Origin of the sequence: Alsobacter sp. KACC 23698, assembly GCF_045348435.1 — a bacterium.
GTDB lineage: Bacteria > Pseudomonadota > Alphaproteobacteria > Rhizobiales > Beijerinckiaceae > Alsobacter.
This window is the reverse complement of record NZ_CP157484.1, coordinates 286933-304847: the sequence shown is the minus strand read 5'-3', so window position 1 is coordinate 304847 and position 17915 is coordinate 286933. Positions and strand designations below refer to the sequence as shown.

Annotated in this window: 11 protein-coding genes; 5 read left to right on the top strand and 6 right to left on the bottom strand. The window is 69.0% G+C overall.

All coding sequences use genetic code 11. The features are described 5' to 3' along the window. The first annotated feature begins 76 nt into the window (after window positions 1-76). The gene (locus ABEG18_RS01365; RefSeq protein ID WP_406856309.1) at window positions 77-1531 is read left to right on the top strand and encodes a formyl transferase; all 1455 of its coding nucleotides are present in this window, start codon (window positions 77-79) and stop codon (window positions 1529-1531) included. A 22-nt stretch (window positions 1532-1553) separates the two neighbouring features. On the opposite strand, the gene wecB is transcribed toward ABEG18_RS01365, so the two are convergent. Together wecB and ABEG18_RS01355 are read right to left on the bottom strand one after the other, a co-directional pair. Beyond that, a complete protein-coding gene (gene wecB, locus ABEG18_RS01360) occupies window positions 1554-2735 on the bottom strand; it encodes a non-hydrolyzing UDP-N-acetylglucosamine 2-epimerase (RefSeq protein ID WP_406856308.1) in 1182 nt (393 codons plus the stop codon). Window positions 2736-2928: 193 nt separating this feature from the next. Beyond that, window positions 2929-4017: a mandelate racemase/muconate lactonizing enzyme family protein gene (locus ABEG18_RS01355; RefSeq protein ID WP_406856307.1), complete on the bottom strand. Its 1089-nt coding sequence runs from the start codon at window positions 4015-4017 to the stop codon at window positions 2929-2931. 128 nt (window positions 4018-4145) lie between these two features. Here ABEG18_RS01355 and cobU point away from each other — a divergent pair, with 128 nt between their 5' ends. After that, window positions 4146-4685 (top strand): bifunctional adenosylcobinamide kinase/adenosylcobinamide-phosphate guanylyltransferase, encoded by a 540-nt coding sequence (gene cobU, locus ABEG18_RS01350; RefSeq protein WP_406856306.1) that lies wholly within the window; start codon window positions 4146-4148, stop codon window positions 4683-4685. Here cobU and treZ read toward each other — a convergent pair. Beyond that, window positions 4673-6574 carry a malto-oligosyltrehalose trehalohydrolase gene (gene treZ / locus ABEG18_RS01345; RefSeq protein ID WP_406856305.1) on the bottom strand — a complete coding sequence of 634 codons (1902 nt, stop codon included), beginning with the start codon at window positions 6572-6574 and terminating at the stop codon, window positions 4673-4675. The two genes, cobU and treZ, sit on opposite strands and share 13 nt — an antisense overlap. Before the next feature lie 183 nt (window positions 6575-6757). On the opposite strand from treZ, the gene ABEG18_RS01340 reads away from it, so the two are divergent. The 3 genes from ABEG18_RS01340 to ABEG18_RS01330 all read left to right on the top strand — a co-directional run bounded on the left by ABEG18_RS01340 (window position 6758) and on the right by ABEG18_RS01330 (window position 10013). Next, window positions 6758-8362: an alpha-amylase family glycosyl hydrolase gene (locus ABEG18_RS01340; protein WP_406856304.1), complete on the top strand. Its 1605-nt coding sequence runs from the start codon at window positions 6758-6760 to the stop codon at window positions 8360-8362. A gap of 159 nt (window positions 8363-8521) precedes the next feature. Next, on the top strand, window positions 8522-9283 hold the full coding sequence (locus ABEG18_RS01335) for a nucleotidyltransferase family protein (protein ID WP_406856303.1): 762 nt from the start codon (window positions 8522-8524) through the stop codon (window positions 9281-9283). Further along, the gene (locus ABEG18_RS01330) at window positions 9276-10013 is read left to right on the top strand and encodes a metallophosphoesterase (RefSeq protein WP_406856302.1); all 738 of its coding nucleotides are present in this window, start codon (window positions 9276-9278) and stop codon (window positions 10011-10013) included. Before ABEG18_RS01335 ends, ABEG18_RS01330 begins: the two co-directional genes overlap by 8 nt. A 3-nt stretch (window positions 10014-10016) precedes the next feature. Here ABEG18_RS01330 and ABEG18_RS01325 read toward each other — a convergent pair whose 3' ends face one another. From ABEG18_RS01325 to treS, 3 genes are all read right to left on the bottom strand, one after another. Further along, entirely contained in the window at window positions 10017-12272 is a 2256-nt protein-coding gene (locus tag ABEG18_RS01325) for a methyl-accepting chemotaxis protein (protein WP_406856301.1), read from the bottom strand. A gap of 66 nt (window positions 12273-12338) precedes the next feature. Beyond that, window positions 12339-14654: a 1,4-alpha-glucan branching protein GlgB gene (gene glgB / locus ABEG18_RS01320; protein WP_406856300.1), complete on the bottom strand. Its 2316-nt coding sequence runs from the start codon at window positions 14652-14654 to the stop codon at window positions 12339-12341. Then, window positions 14654-17914 (bottom strand): maltose alpha-D-glucosyltransferase, encoded by a 3261-nt coding sequence (gene treS / locus ABEG18_RS01315; RefSeq protein WP_406856299.1) that lies wholly within the window; start codon window positions 17912-17914, stop codon window positions 14654-14656. The genes glgB and treS overlap by 1 nt, the downstream gene beginning before the upstream one ends. Window position 17915 lies beyond the last annotated feature (1 nt).

The window sequence follows — 17915 nt, the reverse complement described above, 5'->3', positions numbered from 1 at the left end:
ATGTTGTGTTCCATCTGTTCTTATGGCTATTCTGTCCCGCCGTCTCGCACCGTGGGCGCGGCGGGGAGAATGTCAAATGAGGATCGCTCTGCGGCTGCCAGGTCGCCTGACCTTGCGCTGGCACGCCGACCTGATCGACCGGCTCTCCGCGCAGGGTCACGAGATCGATGTCCTGCCCGGAACCGGGCCCGACATCTTGCCGCCAGAGCTGCGGCTCCTGGCCTGGTTCGAGCGCCACGTCTTCGGCAGGGTCCTGGAGAGCCTCGATCCCACCGCCGCGCCGGAGGCGGCGGCCCCAGGCGGACACAATCTCGTCGTGGACCTGACGGGCTCAGACGACCTCGGCGACGGCACGCCCGTGCTGCAGCCCCGCTTCGACGGCTCGCCCGACTGGAACCATTTCTTTGACGCGCTGCTGCGCGAGCGCCCGCCGACGATCGAGATCGTGAGGGGGCCGGAGCGCCTCGTCGCCCAGCGGGGCGAGGCGGCGGTTTTGCGGCCGGCCTTGCTGTCCACCAGCCTCGACGCCGTGCTGGCGCGGACGGCGGTCCTGATCGCGGCCGCGGTGCGGGACGCCGCGGGAAGCGGCCCGGCCGTCCCGTTCCGGGCGCCGCCGGACGCGAAGCCCGGGCGGCCGCTCGCCTTCGCGGCGCGGCATCTCGCGCAGGGCGCGATGCGCAAGCTGCGCCAGCGCGTGGAGCGCCCGGCGCATTGGCGCATCGGCTGGCGTCCCGTCGCGACCGGCGACGGCGTGCTGGACAGGCTGGCCTGGCCAGCGGACGGATATCGCTGGCTGGATACGGGGGCCGGGGACTATGCGGCCGATCCATTCGTCCTCGAGCACGAGGGCGTCGTCCATGTCTTCTGCGAAGTCTTCGCCTATGCGGACCCGATCGGAAAAATCGCCGTGTTCACGATCGGGCCGGACGGGACGCCAGGCACGCTGCGGACCGTCCTGGAACGGCCGTACCACCTCTCCTACCCGATGGTGTTCCGGCGCGACGGCCAGATCTGGATGATCCCGGAGACCTACCAGAACCGCACCGTCGAACTCTATCGGGCGGAGCGCTTTCCAGACGTCTGGACCCTGGAAGCGGTGCTGTTTCAGGATGTCGAGCTGTCGGACGTCACCCTGGCCGAGCATGACGGCCGGCTCTGGCTGTTCGCCAGCGACAGCGCCCGGGGCGCGACCAGCTGGGACTGCCTCAGCCTGTTCATGGCGCAGGACATTCGCGGGCCTTGGCGGCCGCACCCGGCCAATCCTGTGCTGGTGGACGCGCGCGCGGCCCGGCCGGCCGGCTTCATGGAGCGCCGCGGGGGCGCCCTGCTCAGGCCCGCCCAGGACTGCCGCGCCGGCTACGGTGCCGGAATCTCCGTCTGCCGCGTCGACCGGCTGGACCCGGAGGGCTACGCCCAGACCGTGCTGGCCACGCTCAGGCCCATGGGCGCGCGCGACACCGGCGCGCATACGGTGAATGTCGGCGGCGGGTTCGAGGTGATCGACCATTGCGGGCCGATGCGCCGCGTGTGAGCGCGACGCAGCCCCGAGGCGCTCAGACCGCGACGGCGGCCATCAGGCGCTCACGGCGGATCGCGGGACGCAGCGCGGCGGGATGGCCGCAGCAGATCATCAGATCCTCGACGATCCGCTCGGCGGCCGCGCCGTCGCCGAACGGGTTCGCGCCCTGCGCCATGGCGGCGTAGCGGCGACGGTCGTCCAGGAGGTCGTGGACATGGGCCACGATGGCGTCGGGGTCCGTCGAGACCAGCCTCGCGACCCCGGCCTCGATCGCCTCCATGCGCTCGCTGGTGTCGCGCATCACCAGCACGGGCTTGCCCAAGGCGGGCGCCTCCTCCTGCACGCCGCCGGAGTCCGTCAGGATCAGGCTGGCGCGGGTCATGAGATAGACGAAGCTGCGATAGTCCTGCGGCTCGATGAGGTGGATGTTCTCGATCCCGGACAGGATGTCGAAAACGGGCTGGCGCACATTGGGGTTGAGGTGAACCGGGTACACGATCTGCACGTCCTCCCGGGCCGACAGGGCGCGAAGGGCCTGGCAGATCCGGATGAAGCCGTCGCCGAAGCTTTCGCGGCGGTGGCCGGTGACGAGCACGAGGCGCTTGCCGGGCGTCAGCCAGGAGAACCGCTCCTCCAAAGCCCGGCGTTGAGGGCCGGGGGCCGTGACGTCCTCGGCCACGAGCAGCAGCGCGTCGATCACGGAGTTGCCGGTGACCAGGATGGACGAGCCCGGATAGCCCTCCGCCAGCAGCGCCCGGCGGGCCTTCTCGGTCGGGGCGTAATGGCGGTCGGTGACGACGGCGGTCACGCGCCGGTTCGCCTCCTCGGGCCACGGGCTGGCCATGTCGCCGGTCCGCAGGCCGGCTTCCACGTGGCCGACCCGGCTGCGGTTGAAGAAGGCGGAGAGCGCGGCGGCCGTGCTGGTCGCGGTGTCCCCCTGCACGAGGACGAAGTCGGGGCGGTACGACCGCATGATGGGGTCAAGACCGGTCAGGACCCGGGCCGAGATGTCGGCCAGCGTCTGCCCGCCGGTCATGATGTCGAGGTCGTCGTCGGGGCGCAGGTCGAAGATCGCGAGCGTCTCGTCGAGCATCTGGCGGTGCTGGCCGGTCACGCAGACCCGCGACTCGACGCCGGGAGCGGCCCGCAGGGCCCGCACGATGGGAGCCATCTTGATGGCCTCGGGACGAGTCCCGAACACGGAAAGGATACGCATGCGCCAGCCTCAATCGCGCCGGCCGACAGGGCCGGTTCTCGTTCGAGGCTGAAGCAGCAATCCGCGAGCCAGGGCTTTTGTGTTTAACAACCCTAAGTTGTGTCTCGAAAGGCGCTGATCCGCCCCCGCGGCCGCGCCCGGATGGGACGCGGCGTTCCGCTTCGAGACAGGCGGGCGCAGGCTCCGGCGGAGGTCAGGCGCTCAGCGCGTCCAGGCCCTTCCAATCAAACTCCACGCCGTGGCCGGGGCGATCCGGGGCCAGCGCCATCCCGTCCTCGATCCGGAGCGGGTGGGCGATGTAGCGCTCCAGGCCGAAACCGTGCGCCTCCAGGTAGGACCGGTTCGGACAGGCGGCCAGCAGGTGGACGGTGACGTCGTGCGCGCCATGCGACGTCACCGGCAGTCCGAAGGCCTCCGCCAGATGGGCGATCTTCATGAAGGCGGTGACTCCGCCGCAATTCGTCACGTCCGGCTCGGGATAGCTGACCGCGTCGGCGGCGACGTAATTCCGGAACTCCCACAGGGAGCGGAGATTCTCGCCCGTCGCGATCGGCAGGCCGCCCTCGCGCAGCACGCGCGCGTGGCCGGCGATGTCGTCGGGCGAGCAGGGCTCCTCCAGCCAGGTCAGGTCGTGCGGCGCGAAGGCCCGCGCGGCGCGGATCGCCTGGTCGGCGGACCATTTCATGTTGGCGTCCACCATCAGCGGGAAGCCGTCTCCCAGCTTCTCGCGCATCGCCGCCACCCGCTGGACGTCCTCCGACAGGCGGGCCCGGCCGACCTTCATCTTGATCGCCCGGAAGCCCTTGGCGAGATTCCCGTCGGTCTGCTCGAGCAGCTTGTCGAGCGGCAGGTCGAGGTCGATCCCGCCGGCGTAGCAGGGCACGCGCGGGTCGAACCCGCCCAGCAGCGCCCAGAGCGGGACGCCGGCCCGCTGGGCCTTCAGGTCCCACAAGGCCATGTCGAAGGCCGAGATGGCCAGCACGGTCGGGCCGCCGCGGCCGCCATAATGCAGGGCCCACCACAGGTGCTGCCAGAGATGCTCGATCCGGTCCGCGTCCTGGCCGGCCACGATCGGGGCGATTTCGCGCGACAGGATGTCGGCCACCGCGCCGCCATTGCGTCCGACCGTATAGGTGTAGCCGACCCCTTCGTGGCCCTCGGCGTCGGCGACGCGGGCGGTCACGAGCTCGAAGGCGCTCATCTCGCCGTGGGTGGAATCCGTCAGGACGACCGGGAGCGGGATCCGGTAGAAGCCTGTCACGACGGTGCGGATGGCGGCCATGGTGTTCCTCCGGCTTGGCGCTTCGGCGTTCCGCCTCGCGCTTGGGTTGGGCGGAGACTATCGCCTCGACGCCGGGTGGCAACGCCCCCGACGGCAAGGCTGGACAGCGTCGGGCGGTTGGGGTTTGCATGGCCGCGATGTCGCTGCCTCCCCTCACCTTCGTCCTCGGCGGAGCGCGCTCCGGCAAGAGCCGGCGCGCCGAAGAGCTCGTCACGGCGGAACCCGGGCCGTGGCGCTACGTCGCGACCGGCCAAGCCTTCGACGCCGAGATGGAGGAGCGCATCGCCCTCCACAAAGACCGCCGCGGGCCGGGATGGCTGACGCGCGAAGCGCCCCTCGATCTGCCCGGCGCGCTGGAAGACCTCGGCGCGGAGCCGCAGCCCATCCTGGTCGACTGCCTGACCCTGTGGCTCACGAACCTCATGCTGGGCGAGCACGACATCGGGCACGCCGTCCAGCGGCTCGACCACGCGCTCGACCGGATCCGCGCGCCCGTCGTGATGGTGAGCAACGAGGTCGGGCTCGGCATCGTGCCGGAGAACCGTCTCGCCCGCGCCTTCCGGGACGAAGCCGGCCGGCTTCACCAGCGCGTGGCGGCGCGGGCCGATCGCGTCCTCTTCATGGTGGCGGGCCTGCCCCTGACCGTGAAGGACGTTCAGGCCGGCTGAGGCTCGGCCTCGCCCGCCTCGGCCGGCGCGCCGGACAGCGCCACCGCGGCATGGCCGGGGATGCGCCAATGGGTCGGGCTCTCGATCACGGGCGTGCCCGCTCCCCCATAGGCCGGCGATTCGCTGGACCAAAGGCAGCGCCACAGGCGACCCTCCGGCGGCGCCGCGAGCGGCTCGGCCAGCGATGACCGCACCAGGTCGCGGCCGAAATTGACCAGCAGGAGCCGGTCGTCGCCGTCCTGGCCGAAGAACCGCAGCAGGAACGCCTCCGGCCCCAGCACCGCGCCGTCGACGCCGAGCGCGCCTTGGCTGGCGAAGACGGGATCCTCACGCCGCAACCGCAGCAGGTCGCGGTGAAGCGCCAGGGTCGCGACGTTCCGCTCGCATTCGTCCCAGTCGAGCTTGCAGGCCTCGAAGGCGGCAGGGTCTTCCGGGGACAGCAGCGTCAGCCCGGCCTCGTCCGCGACGCTCTGGAACTGGTCGAGAAAGCCGCGCCGGCCGTGGCGGACCAATTCGGCCAGGTCCGGCGTGTGGTCGGCGAAATAGATGAACGGCTTGGTCGAGCCGAACTCCTGGCCCTGGAACAGCATCGGCGTTCCGGGCATCAGCAGCGTCAGCGCCGTCGCGGCCCTCAGCCGGCCGGGGCTGGTGCGCCGGACCAGGCGCTCGCCGGGAGCGTGGTTGGCGACCTGGTCGTGGTTCTCCAGGAACATCACGAACTGCGCCGGCCGCACGCCGCCCGCCGGCGCGCCGCGGCGCTTGGCCTGCCAGGCGTAGAACTGGCCCTGGAAGAGGAAGCCGTATTTGGCGGCGGAGACGAACTCCTGCGGCGAGCCCTCATGGTCCTTGAAATAGGCCTCGGCCCGGCCCGTGAGCGCCACCATGGCGGAGTGGTGGAAATCATCGTTCCAGAGCGCGTCGAAACCATAGCCGCCGATGTCGAAGGGACGCATGAGGCGCGCGTGCTGGGGCTCGTTCTCGCCGACGATGATCACGCTCCGGCCCGGCGCGGCCTCGCGGGCGGCCTTGGTGAGGCCGGCGAGGATGTGCTCCGGGCTATCGTCCATGATGGCCTGGGTGGCGTCGACGCGCAGTCCGTCGAAATGGAACTCGTCAATCCAGTAGGCCGCATTGGCCAGGACGAACTCGCGCACGCCGGCGCCGCCCTCGCCGTCGAAGTTGACCGACTCGCCCCATTCGTTGGCGTGCTTGTCCGACGTATAGGGCGCGAAGCAGTTCAGGTAGCAGCCGTCCGGCCCGAAGTGGTTGTAGACCACGTCATGGATCACTCCCATGCCGAGGCCGTGCGCGGCGTCGATGAAGGCGCGCAGGTCGTCGGGACTTCCATAGAGTCTCGTTGGAGCGAACAGGTCGACCCCGTCATAGCCCCAGCCGAAGCGGCCCGGGAACTCGTTGACGGGCATCATCTCGATGACGGTGACGCCGAGCTCCTTGAGAAAGGGCAGCTTCAAGGCCGCCGCCGCCCAGGACCCTTCTGGAGTGAAGGTCCCCACATGGAGTTCGTAGAGGACCTGCCCATGCAGCTCCACGCCGGCCCAGTCGGCGTCGCGCCAGCGGTAGCGCGCCGGATCGATCACCTGCGACGGCCCATGCGGACCCTCGGGTTGGAAACGCGAGGCCGGGTCCGGATAGCGCTTCTCCCCGTCGACCTCGTATCGATAGCGCAGGCCCGCGCCGGCGTCGGCGACCAACCCGGAAAAGTAGCCTTCCGGCTCGGATGCGAGGGGAATGACGGGGCCGTCCTCGACGGCCACCGCGATGGATCGCGCGCGCGGAGCCCAGACGCGGAAGTGCACGCCTCCCTCGACCAGTTCCGCGCCGACAGGATAACGCCTGCCAGCCGCGGCCTCGCTGCGCCACGTCGTCATGTTCCGATCATCTCCCGCCCGCAGGCTGGTCCGCCGGCTGAGAACCCGGAATGCGAAGCACAGGTTCCGAGACCCCGGGTGGAACCGGACGGGCCGGCGCCGCATTCGCCCCGGACGCTGAACAGTTCACGACGCCAGGACGGCTCGCCCGAGCCCGTCCGGCATCGCCTTCAGGAGAACCGCATGGCTGAGCGGACATGGTGGAAGCGCGGGATCGTCTATCAGATCTATCCGCGCTCCTTCCAGGACACCAACGGCGACGGGGTCGGGGACCTGGAGGGGATCCGGCGCCGGCTCGACCACCTCGCGTGGCTCGGCGTCGATGCGCTGTGGATTTCGCCGATCTATCCGTCTCCCATGGCGGATGGCGGCTACGACGTCGCCGACTACCGCGACATCGATCCGCTCTTCGGCTCGCTGGCCGATTTCGACCGGCTGGTGGGCGAGGCCCACGAGCGCGGTCTCAAGCTGATCCTCGATTTTGTGCCGAACCACTCGTCGAGCCAGCACGCCTGGTTCCGGGAGAGCCGGTCGTCGCGGACCAACCCCAAGCGCGACTGGTACATCTGGCGCGATCCGGCCCCGGGCGGCGGGCCGCCCAATAACTGGATCAGCAATTTCGGCGGCAGCGCGTGGACGTTCGACGAGGCGACGGGCCAGTATTACTACCACGCGTTCCTGAAGGAGCAGCCAGACCTGAACTGGCGCAACCCCGAGCTGCGCGAAGCGATGTTCGACACGCTGCGTTTCTGGCTGGAGCGGGGGGTGGACGGGTTCCGGGTCGACGTGATCTGGCACCTGATGAAGGACCCGGAGATGCGGGACAACCCGCCCAATCCGGGCTACACGCCCGGCCAGCCGGCCATCAACAGGCTGCTGCAGATCCATTCGGCCGACCACCCGGACATCTACGGCGTCATCGCCGGCATGCGGAAGGTCCTGGACGGCTATCCGGACCGGGTGCTGATCGGCGAGATCTATCTGCCGATCGAGCGGCTGGTGACCTATTACGGCCCGGACCTGACGGGCGCGCACCTGCCGTTCAACTTCCAGCTCATCCACACGACGTGGCGGGCGCGCGACATCGAGGCGCTGGTGCGGGAATATGAGGGCAAGCTGCCGGAGGGCGGCTGGCCGAACTGGGTGCTCAGCAACCACGACCAGCCGCGCATCGCCGCTCGCGTCGGGCAGGCCCAGGCGCGCGTCGCCGCCATGCTGCTGTTGACCCTGCGCGGGACGCCGACCCTCTATTACGGCGACGAACTCGGGATGCCGGCCGTGCACATCCCCCGCGATCGGGTGCAGGACCCCTGGGAGAAGAACGAGCCGGGGATCGGCATCGGCCGCGACCCGTCGCGTACGCCGATGCCGTGGGACCGGTCGCCGAACGCCGGGTTCTCAAGCGTCGAGCCCTGGCTGCCGCTGAACCAGGACTGGCATTCACGCAACGTCGCGGCGATGCGGGACGAACCCGCCTCGATCCTGACCCTGACCCGCAATCTCATCGCGTTGAGGCGAGAGAGGAAATCCCTGATGGTGGGACGCTACGCGCCCGTTCTGGTCACCGACGAGGTGTTCGTCTATCTGCGCGAGGCCGGCGACGAGCGGGTCATGGCCGCGCTGAACCTCACTGGAGATCCCCAGACGGTCCACCTGCCGGACCACCTGCAGGGCGGCCACGTGCTCGTCTCCACCCTGGCGCAGGTTCCGGCGAATCCGGTGGGCGGCGCGCTCACCCTGCGCGGGCACGAAGGCCTGCTCATCGAGCTCACGCGGCAGGCGGCCTGAGCGGGCCGCCCGGCCGACCCCGGCAGGACGGAACCGCAGGATCGGGGGCCGTGTTGAGACGAGCGGCGGCGAGCGCCGTGACCGGAACACGCCATGGCCACGCCCCAGGATCCGAAGGCTCCCCTCACGTCCAGATCCGAATCTTTAGGCGCGCAACTGATGGACGCCAAAGCCACTCCGGTGCTGAAGCATCCTGAAGCCGAGGCCTTCTACATCGAGGCGCTGACCGAGCTGACGCAGCTTGGCACGCCCTATCTGCTGGCCGGAACCTATGCGCTCAGCGCCTATACGGGGATCTCGCGGCCCACCAAGGACCTCGACATCTTCTGCAAGGCCGGCGACTACCAGCGCATCCTGGCCCATTTTCAGTCGATCGGCTACGCGGTGGAGATCGAGGACGAACGCTGGCTCGGCAAGGTCTACAAGGGCCAGCACTTCTTCGACGTGATCTTCGCCTCCTCCAACAGCACCATGCCGGTCGGCGATTCCTGGTTCGAGCACGCCCGCCAGATCGAGGTGATGGGCCTGCCGGTCCGGATCGTGGGGCCGACCGAGCTCGTCTACTCCAAGTGCTTCATCCAGTTGCGGCACCGCTATGACGGGGCCGACGTGGCGCACACCATCCTGAAGGCCCACGACCAGATCGACTGGCGCCGCCTGCTGGCCCACATGGAGGTCCACTGGGAGGTGCTGCTCATCCATCTCCTGAACTTCCGGTGGGTCTACCCGACCGAGCGCGACAAAGTCCCGCGCTGGATCGTCGACGAGCTCCTGGACCGGCTGTCCAACCAGCGCCAGCTGCCGCCGCCGCAGATGAAGGTCTGCCGCGGCCGCATGTTCTCGCGCATCGACTACGAGATCGACGTCAAGGAATGGGGTTTTGCGGATGTCGGAGGAGAAGGCGAGTGGCGCAATGAGTGAAGACGGCGCCGACGGCTCCGTCGAACGGATCACGGTCGCGGCCGTGGGCGACCTGCATGTCAAGGAGACGTCGCCCGGCGCCTATCGCGACATGTTCGGGGAGATCTCCAAGGCGGCGGACGCGCTGGTCCTGGCCGGGGACCTCACCGACCTCGGCAAGGCGCGCGAGGCCGAGCTTCTCGCAGCGGACCTGAAGGCCTGCTCGATCCCCGTCATCGCGGTGCTGGGCAACCACGACCATGAGTGCGGCGATGTGGAGGCGTTGCGGCGCATCCTGCGGGAGGCGGGGGTGATCCTGCTCGAGGGCCAGACCTGCGAGGTCAAGGGCGTCGGCTTCGTGGGCGTGAAAGGCTATGGCGGCGGATTCGGCCGGCGCATGCTGGGCTCCTTCGGGGAGAGCGCCACCAAGAGCTTCGTCAACGAGGCGATGAACGAAGCGATGCTGCTGGAGAACGGCCTCAGGCAGGTGCGCAGCAAGCGCGCCATGGTGGTGCTGCACTACGCCCCGATCTCCGAGACGGTCGAAGGCGAGCCTGAGGAGATCTACCCCTTCCTCGGCTGCTCGCGGCTCGCGGAGACCATTGACCGATTTAAGGTGACGTCGGTCGTGCACGGCCACGCCCACCGGGGGCGCTACGAGGGCAAGACGCCGGCCGGCATCCCCGTCTTCAACGTCGCGATGCACATCGAGAAGCCGACGGGAAAGCCCTACGCTCTGCTGCAGCTCTGACCGTCAGCGCCGCCCGAAGCCAGCCCGGGCGAGGGGCGGACGGTACGACGCGGAGGCGTAGCCGGCGTCCTCGCCGGCGCGGTCCTCGCGTGTCCGGAAAGCCGCCGCAAGGTCGTTCAGGGACCGGATCTGCATGCTGAGCGAGTCGGACGAGGCGGCGCTCTGCTCCGCCAGCGCGGCGTTCTGCTGCGTCATCTCGTCGAGCTTCGACACCGCCTTGGTGATCTCCTCGATGCCGGTGGCCTGCTCCAGCGAGGCCGCCGAGATCTCCGACACCCTGGACGCGACCGTGACCGAGGACTCGACGATCCGCCCCAGGGCGCCGCCGGCCGCGCGGACCAGTTCGACCCCTTTGGTCACTTCGGCGTTGGAGGCGGCGATCAGGCCGGTGATGTCCTTGGCGGCTTCGCTCGACCGTTGCGCCAGGGAACGCACCTCCGAGGCGACCACGGCGAAGCCCTTGCCGGCCTCTCCCGCCCGGGCCGCCTCGACGGCGGCGTTGAGGGCCAGGAGGTTCGTCTGAAACGCGATGTCTTCAATCACGGTCGTGATGTCGGAGATCTTGCGGCTGGTCTGGTCGATGCTGGACATCGCCTCGACGGCGCGCGACACGATGGCCCCGCCTTCCTGCGCGACGCCGCGCGCCTGCTCGGCGATGGCGCAGACTTTGGCCGAGGACTCTGCGCTGGCGCGGACGGAGGCGGCCAGTTCCTCGACGGTGGACGCGGTCTGTTCCAGCGAGGAGGCCTGGGCCTCCGTCCGGCGCGAGAGGTCTTGCGCGCCCTCGTTGATCTCGCGCGCCGCGCCGCTCACCTCGGTCGACATGGCCTGGATCCGGCCCACCGTCTCGGCGAGGCGGGCGACCGTACGGTTGATGCTCTCGCTGAGTTCACCCAGCCCACCGCCATAGTTTTCGGCGACCACCGCCGTGAGGTCGCCATTCGCGACGTGCCCGAGAACGGACGCAAAGTCGTTCACGGCCGTCTCCACGCGCGACGACATGGCGTTCAGCCCAGCGCTCATGTCACGGGCGAAGCCCTGCTTGTCTTCGGTCCTGATCCGCTTGGAGAAGTCGCCTTCGGACGCCGCGGTCGCGATGGCCGAAAGCTCCTCGTCGGCGGCCAGCATGTCGGTGACGTCGTCCCAGATCAGCATGGCGCCGAGGCGCTCGCCTTCCGGACCGTTGATCGGGCTGACGATGATCTCGAATGTCCGGGCCGACGCCCTGATGCGCTGTCGGTGAGCGCCGCTCAGTTCGCCGATCATGCCCCTCACCCGGCTGGGATCGCGGTGGAACACGTCCATGCGCGAGCCCACCACGGCGTCGGGCTCGAATCCCGGCACCATGGCCCTGAACTCGTCCGCATGGCGGCGCATGAGCCCCAGCACCGAGGCGTTCGCGTAGACGATCACGCCATCATTGTCGGCGGCGATGACGTTGATCGGACAGCGGTCGAGGGCCGCGCGAACCCGCGCCGCCTCCAGGCTCGCCTCGCGGAAGCCCTGGATTTCGGCGGCGAGTTCGCCCAGCTCGTCGCCGGCGTGCGCCCGCCTCACGTGGTCCAGTTCGCCGGCCCGCTTGCGGTCGAGCAGGGACGTGCGAATCGACAGGATCCCGGCGATGACGCCCCGGCGGATCCACAGCAGCATGAGCAGAAGCGACGCCAAGATCAGGCCGCCCGACACGATGCTGGCCGTCTGGAGGGCGTCCTGGCTGGCGTGCGTCTCGCGCTCGGCCAAGTCATTCGCCGCCTGGATCATGTCGCTCATCTTATCCATGGCGACCGCCAGGTCCTCGAAGGTGAGCTCGAAGCTGGGCAGCTTGTTTTCGGCCGCGGGAGGATCGGCGAAGGCCATGGCGATGAGTTCCCGGGCCTTGCGCGTATAGGTCCCGGTCAACGCCAGAAGGGCCGGCTTGGCGGCCCCCACCTCCTCCGACACGCCCACGTCGGGGATGTCGGCGATGTTCTTCTCCAGTTCGGCGATCGTCTTGTCCAGGTCCTTGGTGGCCTCGCTCGTCGAGGCGCTCCTGCGACTGCCGTCGTGCAGGGCGATGAAGACCAGGCTGCGCACGGTGTCGTGCTGCATGTCGGCCAGGGTCTGCCGGCGCAGGACGGTGGTCATCGCGCCCATCTTTTCAACCGAACGCTTGGCGGCCCCGACTGTCACCACGGTGGTGGCGATCGCCGCCAGACACACGGCCGCCATCGCGGCGAAAGCCACAAGCGCCTTGGTGCTCAGCCTGAAATGAGTCGTCATTCTGCAAGGCCCTGCTGAAAATGTTCAGTACGAGCTTACCGAATGATGGTTCTCAAAGCTTTAAGATCACCCGCCCGACCCCGAGACACGCTCCAGGATCAGCGTCCCGAGCGGCGGGCAGGTGAGCATCAGCGAGAAGGGCTGGCCGTGGCTCTCCTGCTCGACGGCTTCGATCCCGCCGAGATTGCCGAGACCGCTGCCGCCATAGATGTCCGCATCCGTGTTGACCACCTCGCGCCAGAAGCCGCCGGCCGGCGCGCCGATCCGGTAGCCGGCTCGCGGCACGGGCGTGAAGTTGCACACGACGATGACGGGCCGGTCCCGGTCCTTGCCGAAGCGCGCGAAGGCGAGCACCGAGTTGTCCCGGTCGTCCGCGACCAGCCAGGAGAAGCCCGACCCGTCGGCGTCGCCTTCGTGCAGCGCCGGTATGGTGCGATAGGCCCGGTTGAGATCCCGCACCAAGGCCTGCACGCCCCGATGAAGCGGGTCGGAGATCAGATGCCAGTCCAGGCTGGCGTCGTGGTTCCATTCCCGTTCCTGGGCGAACTCCCCACCCATGAACAGGAGCTTCTTGCCCGGATGTCCCCACATGAAGCCGAAATAGGCGCGCAGATTGGCGAAGCGCTGCCAGCGGTCGCCGGGCATCTTGCCGAGGAGCGAGCCCTTGCCGTGCACCACCTCGTCATGGCTGAGCGGCAGCACGAAGTTCTCCGTGAAGGCGTACAGCATCCCGAAGGTCAGGTCGTGATGGTGGTAACGGCGGTGGATCGGCTCCTTGGTCATGTAGCGGAGCGTGTCGTGCATCCAGCCCATGTTCCACTTGAAGCCAAAGCCCAGGCCGCCGGTGTAGGTGGGGTGGGATACGCCCGGCCACGCCGTGGACTCCTCGGCGACCGTGATCGCGCCCGGCGCGACCGAGTAGGCGGTTTCGTTCATCCGCCTCAGGAAGTCGATCGCCTCGAGGTTTTCGTTGCCGCCATAGCGGTTGGGCACCCACTCGCCCTGCTTGCGCGAATAGTCGAGATACAGCATCGACGCCACCGCATCGACGCGCAGACCGTCGAGGTGGTAGCGCTCCAGCCAGAAGCGGGCGTTGGCGACCAGGAAGGACGCGACCTCCTGGCGGCCGAAATTGTAGATGTAGGTGCCCCAGTCCTGGTGGAAGCCCTGGCGCGGATCGGCGTGCTCGTAGAGATGCGTGCCGTCGAAATTGCCGAGGCCGTGCGGATCGTTGGGGAAATGCGCCGGCACCCAGTCCAGCAGGATGCCGAGGCCCGCATGGTGGGCCGCTTCAACGAAGAAGGCGAAATCCTCCGGCGAGCCGAAGCGGCTGGTCGGCGCGAACAGGGAGACGGGCTGGTAGCCCCATGACCCGTCGAACGGAAACTCCGTGATCGGCAGCAGTTCGATATGGGTGAAACCCATGTCGCGCACATAGGGCACGAGCCGCTCGGCCATCTCCCGATAGGTGAGGAAGCGGTCGCCCTCCTCCGGGATCCTGGCCCAGGAGCCCAGGTGGCATTCATAGATGGAGATCGGCTTCGACCGCGGGTCGCCGTCCCCGCGCCTGGCCATCCAGTCGACGTCGGACCATTCCTGGACCGGCTGTCCGTGCAGCAGGGACGCGGTCGCGGGCGGACGTTCGGCCGCGAAGGCGACGGGATCCGCCTTCAGCGGCAGCAGGCCGCCATTGTGGGAGCGGATCTCGAACTTGTAGCGGCCGCCGGCCGGGACCTCGGGCAAGAAGAGCTCCCAGATCCCCGCCTGGTGGCGCAGGCGCATGGGGTGGCGTCGGCCGTCCCAGCCGTTGAAGTCTCCCACGACGCTGACCCGGCTGGCGTTGGGCGCCCACACCGCCACGGCGAAGCCCTCGACGCCGCCGATCGTGCGCCGGTGCGCGCCGAGCGCCCTGTAGACCGTGTCGCTGCCCGGGCTGGCGATGTGGATCAGTTCCTCTTCGCCCAGCACGTTCATGAAGGAATACGGGTCGTACGCGACCGAGGTGGCGTCGGCGGACTCGATGCGCAGCCTGTAGCCGGGCCGTCCGCCGGCCTCGAAGCGGCCGGAGAAGAACCCGGCCGGATGGCGCCGCTGCATGGCGGCCAGCTCGGTCGCGCCGTCGACGCCGACGATCCAGACGCGCAGCGCCTGGGGCAGCATGGCGCGGACCTCCCACAGGCCGGGCGCGACCTCGTGGGGGCCCAGCACGGCGAACGGGTCTCCATGGGAGGCGTGCGCGACGGCGGCGATCGCCTCGGCGGAGAGATCCTGCGGGGCCGGGACGCCGCCGCCCTGTCCGGTGGCCACGGGCTGCAGGATGCTGGCCGCCTCCCGGCCCGACGCGCCGGCGCCATCCTTGTCGTTCGTGTTTCGGCCCGACATCAGCGCACCACCTCGCCATTCAGGATTCCCAGGACGCCGCGGACCGGGATCTCGATCCAGTCGGGCCGGTTGTCGGCCTCGTAGCCGATCTCGTAGAGCGCCTTGGAGAGCAGCTGCAGCCGCAGCAGCGAGGTCCGGGTCGCGTCGTCCCCCACCCACGCCGCGCCGCCCTGAGCGATCTCGGCGTAGGCGGCCAGGAAGACGCGCTCGACCAGGATCAGCACGTCCTTGGCGGCGACCTCGACGCGCCCCGCCCCGTCCGGCAACCGGGCCCGGATGTCGCGTACCGCCGTCTCCACCGCGTAGGCGAAGGACCGCAGCATCCCGGCGACGTCGCGCAGGGGCGTCGACTTCATCCGGCGTTCATGCGGCGGGCGCGACGGCTCGCCCTCGAAGTCGACGATCAGCACGTCGTCGCGAACGATCAACACCTGGCCGAGGTGATAGTCGCCATGGACGCGCGTCTTCGTCGCGTTCACGGGCTCGCGCGTCAGCTTGCCGATCAGGTCGTAGACGTCCTGCCGGCGCTCGCGAAGGTCGGCGATGGCCTGTGCGGCGCGCTCGTCGGGCGCGACGGTCCGGTCCAGCCCCGCGAAGGCCCGGTCCGCCAGCGAGCGGGCGTCTCGCGCGATCTCCTCGACATCGGCCAGGGTGAGCGGCTCGGCCGCGAAGGCCGGGTTGGAGGTGAGAATGGCGAAGGCCAGGTGCATCTCGGCCGTGCGTCGGCCGAGGATGCGCGTATAGGGCATGTAGGCCGCGAAGGTCTCGTCGATGGGATCGGCCACATCGGGAGCGACCAGCGCCAAAGTCTCGAATTCGCGCGTCAGCGCGTTCAGCGTCCAGGACCACGCGTCGCCCTGGTTGCGGACGAAACGCTGGGCGATGGCGAGCGCCGTCGTCGAGCCGTCCGGGGCCACGGACTCCAGCGACCCCAGATAGGGCGGCGTCGCCGTAAAGCCGGCTTCTTCGGTCAGGAAGCGCGCCACCTCGACCTCGGGGTGCACGCCCGACTCGATGCGCCGGTAGAGCTTCAGCAGAAGGCTGTCGCCGAAGGCGATCGACGAATTGCTCTGGTCGGCTCCCAGCCGGCGCACCTCAAGCGACGCCAGATCCTCCATTTCGGTCAGGGCCGGCGTCCCGGCGAAGCGGAGCGTCGCGCCTTCGCGCGTGCCGAGCGTCTCGTTGCGCCGCATGGCCTCGACCAAAGCGAGCGCGAAGTCGGGCGTGGCGTCCGCATCGACCGCGAGCCCGGTGCGGGCGCCCCGGCGCACGCGCGCCACCGCGTAGCCGAGGAGGCCCTCATCCTCCCGGTTCTCCTGGATCGCCAGCGGGGTGAAGTAATCCTGCCGCTCGCCGTCGGAGAGTTCGACCGACAGGCGCGGCAGCAGGTAGCTGCGGCCCTGGGCGGCGAACAGGGCGTTGTCCTTCACCTCCACGCGCGCGATGCGGCGGCCCTTTCCGGCGAACCAGCGGCGGCTCGGCAGGAAGGACGGCGCGACCGTGCGCTCGAAGCCGGCGCGCTCGCGTCCCGCCAGAAGGCTGTCGGCGTCGCCCGTCAGCACCAGCGTGAAGAGTTCCGGCACAGGCTTGGGCCCGAAGCGGGTCTCGGCGCTCTCGGCCGCGGCGCGGATCTCGAACCAGTAGAAGCCGTAGGCCGGCAGCGTCAGCAGGTAAGGAAGGTCGCCGATCGGCGGAAACACCGATCCGGAGGTCATCTCCACCGGCGACGCGCCCTTGAACTCCGCCATATCGAGTTCGACGGCCTGGGGCGCGCGCGACACGTTGACGACGCACAACACGCGCTCGTCGCCGAACTCGCGCAGATAGGCCAGCACCCGGCGATTGGACGGGTAAAGGAAGCGCAGCGATCCGCGGCCGAACACCTTGTGCGAGCGGCGCACCGCGATCATCCGGCGGGCCCAGTTCAGCAGGCTCGCCGGGGTGCCGAGCTGCGCCTCGACATTGACGGCTTGGTATCCGTGGAGCGGGTCCTGCACGGCCGGCAGGAACAGGCGGGCCGGGTCAGCGCGGCTGAAGCCGCCATTGCGGTCCGGGGACCACTGCATCGGCGTGCGAACGCCGTCGCGGTCGCCGAGATAGATGTTGTCGCCCATCCCGATCTCGTCGCCGTAGTAGAGCACCGGCGTGCCGGGCATCGACAGCAGCAGCGAGTTCATCAGCTCGATCTTGCGCCTGTCATTCTCGAGGAGCGGCGAGAGGCGCCGCCTGATGCCGAGATTGATGCGGGCGCGGCGCTCGGAGGCGTAGAAGCTCCACAGATAGTCGCGCTCCTGGTCGGTCACCATTTCGAGCGTCAGCTCGTCGTGGTTGCGCAGGAAGATGGCCCATTGCGCGCCTTCCGGGATCTCCGGAGTCTGGCGCATGATGTCGGTCACCGGGTGCCGGTCTTCCTGGGCGATCGCCATGTACATGCGCGGCATCAGCGGGAAATGGAACGCCATGTGGCATTCGTCCCCGTCGCCGAAATACTGAGCGGTCTCTTCCGGCCACTGGTTGGCCTCGGCCAGCAGCATGCGGTCCGGATAGCTCTCGTCCAGGGCGGCGCGTATCTTCTTGATGACCGTATGGGTCTCGGGAAGGTTCTCGCAATTGGTGCCGTCGCGCTCGATCAGGTAGGGAATCGCGTCCAGCCGCAGGCCGTCCACGCCCATGTCGAGCCAGAACCGCATCACGTCGATGACAGCTTCCAGGACGCGCGGATTGTCGAAGTTGAGGTCCGGCTGGTGGCTGTAGAAGCGGTGCCAGTAATAGGCCTTGGCGACCGGATCCCAGGTCCAGTTGGAGGGCTCGGTGTCGAGGAAGATGATGCGGGTATCGACGTATTTGCGGTCCGTGTCGGACCAGACGTAAAAGTCGCGCGCGTTCGACCCCGGACGGGCGCGCCGGGCGCGCTGGAACCAGGGGTGCTGGTCCGAGGTGTGGTTGATCACCAACTCGGTGATGACCCGCAGGCCCCGGTCGTGGGCGGCCCGCACGAAGCGGCGAAAGTCGCGCATCGTCCCGTAGGACGGATTGACGTCGCGATACTCGGAGATGTCGTAGCCGTCGTCCTTCAGGGGCGACGGATAGAACGGCATGACCCAGAGCGCCGTGACGCCGAGATCCTTGACGTAGTCGAGACGCCGGGTCAGGCCCTCGAAGTCGCCGACGCCGTCGTCATTGGCGTCGAAGAACGACTTCACATGCACCTGATAGATGATGGCGTCCTTGTACCACTGGGGGTCGCTGCGATCGATCATT

Coding starts and splice junctions, on each gene's coding strand:
- wecB (WP_406856308.1), bottom strand. CDS start 2,735: ATGCGTATCCTTTCCGTGTTCGGGACTCGTCCCGAGGCCATCAAGATG.
- treS (WP_406856299.1), bottom strand. CDS start 17,914: ATGATCGATCGCAGCGACCCCCAGTGGTACAAGGACGCCATCATCTAT.
- ABEG18_RS01355 (WP_406856307.1), bottom strand. CDS start 4,017: ATGGCCGCCATCCGCACCGTCGTGACAGGCTTCTACCGGATCCCGCTC.
- ABEG18_RS01335 (WP_406856303.1), top strand. CDS start 8,522: ATGGACGCCAAAGCCACTCCGGTGCTGAAGCATCCTGAAGCCGAGGCC.
- ABEG18_RS01325 (WP_406856301.1), bottom strand. CDS start 12,272: ATGACGACTCATTTCAGGCTGAGCACCAAGGCGCTTGTGGCTTTCGCC.
- cobU (WP_406856306.1), top strand. CDS start 4,146: ATGGCCGCGATGTCGCTGCCTCCCCTCACCTTCGTCCTCGGCGGAGCG.
- glgB (WP_406856300.1), bottom strand. CDS start 14,654: ATGTCGGGCCGAAACACGAACGACAAGGATGGCGCCGGCGCGTCGGGC.
- treZ (WP_406856305.1), bottom strand. CDS start 6,574: ATGACGACGTGGCGCAGCGAGGCCGCGGCTGGCAGGCGTTATCCTGTC.
- ABEG18_RS01365 (WP_406856309.1), top strand. CDS start 77: ATGAGGATCGCTCTGCGGCTGCCAGGTCGCCTGACCTTGCGCTGGCAC.
- ABEG18_RS01330 (WP_406856302.1), top strand. CDS start 9,276: ATGAGTGAAGACGGCGCCGACGGCTCCGTCGAACGGATCACGGTCGCG.
- ABEG18_RS01340 (WP_406856304.1), top strand. CDS start 6,758: ATGGCTGAGCGGACATGGTGGAAGCGCGGGATCGTCTATCAGATCTAT.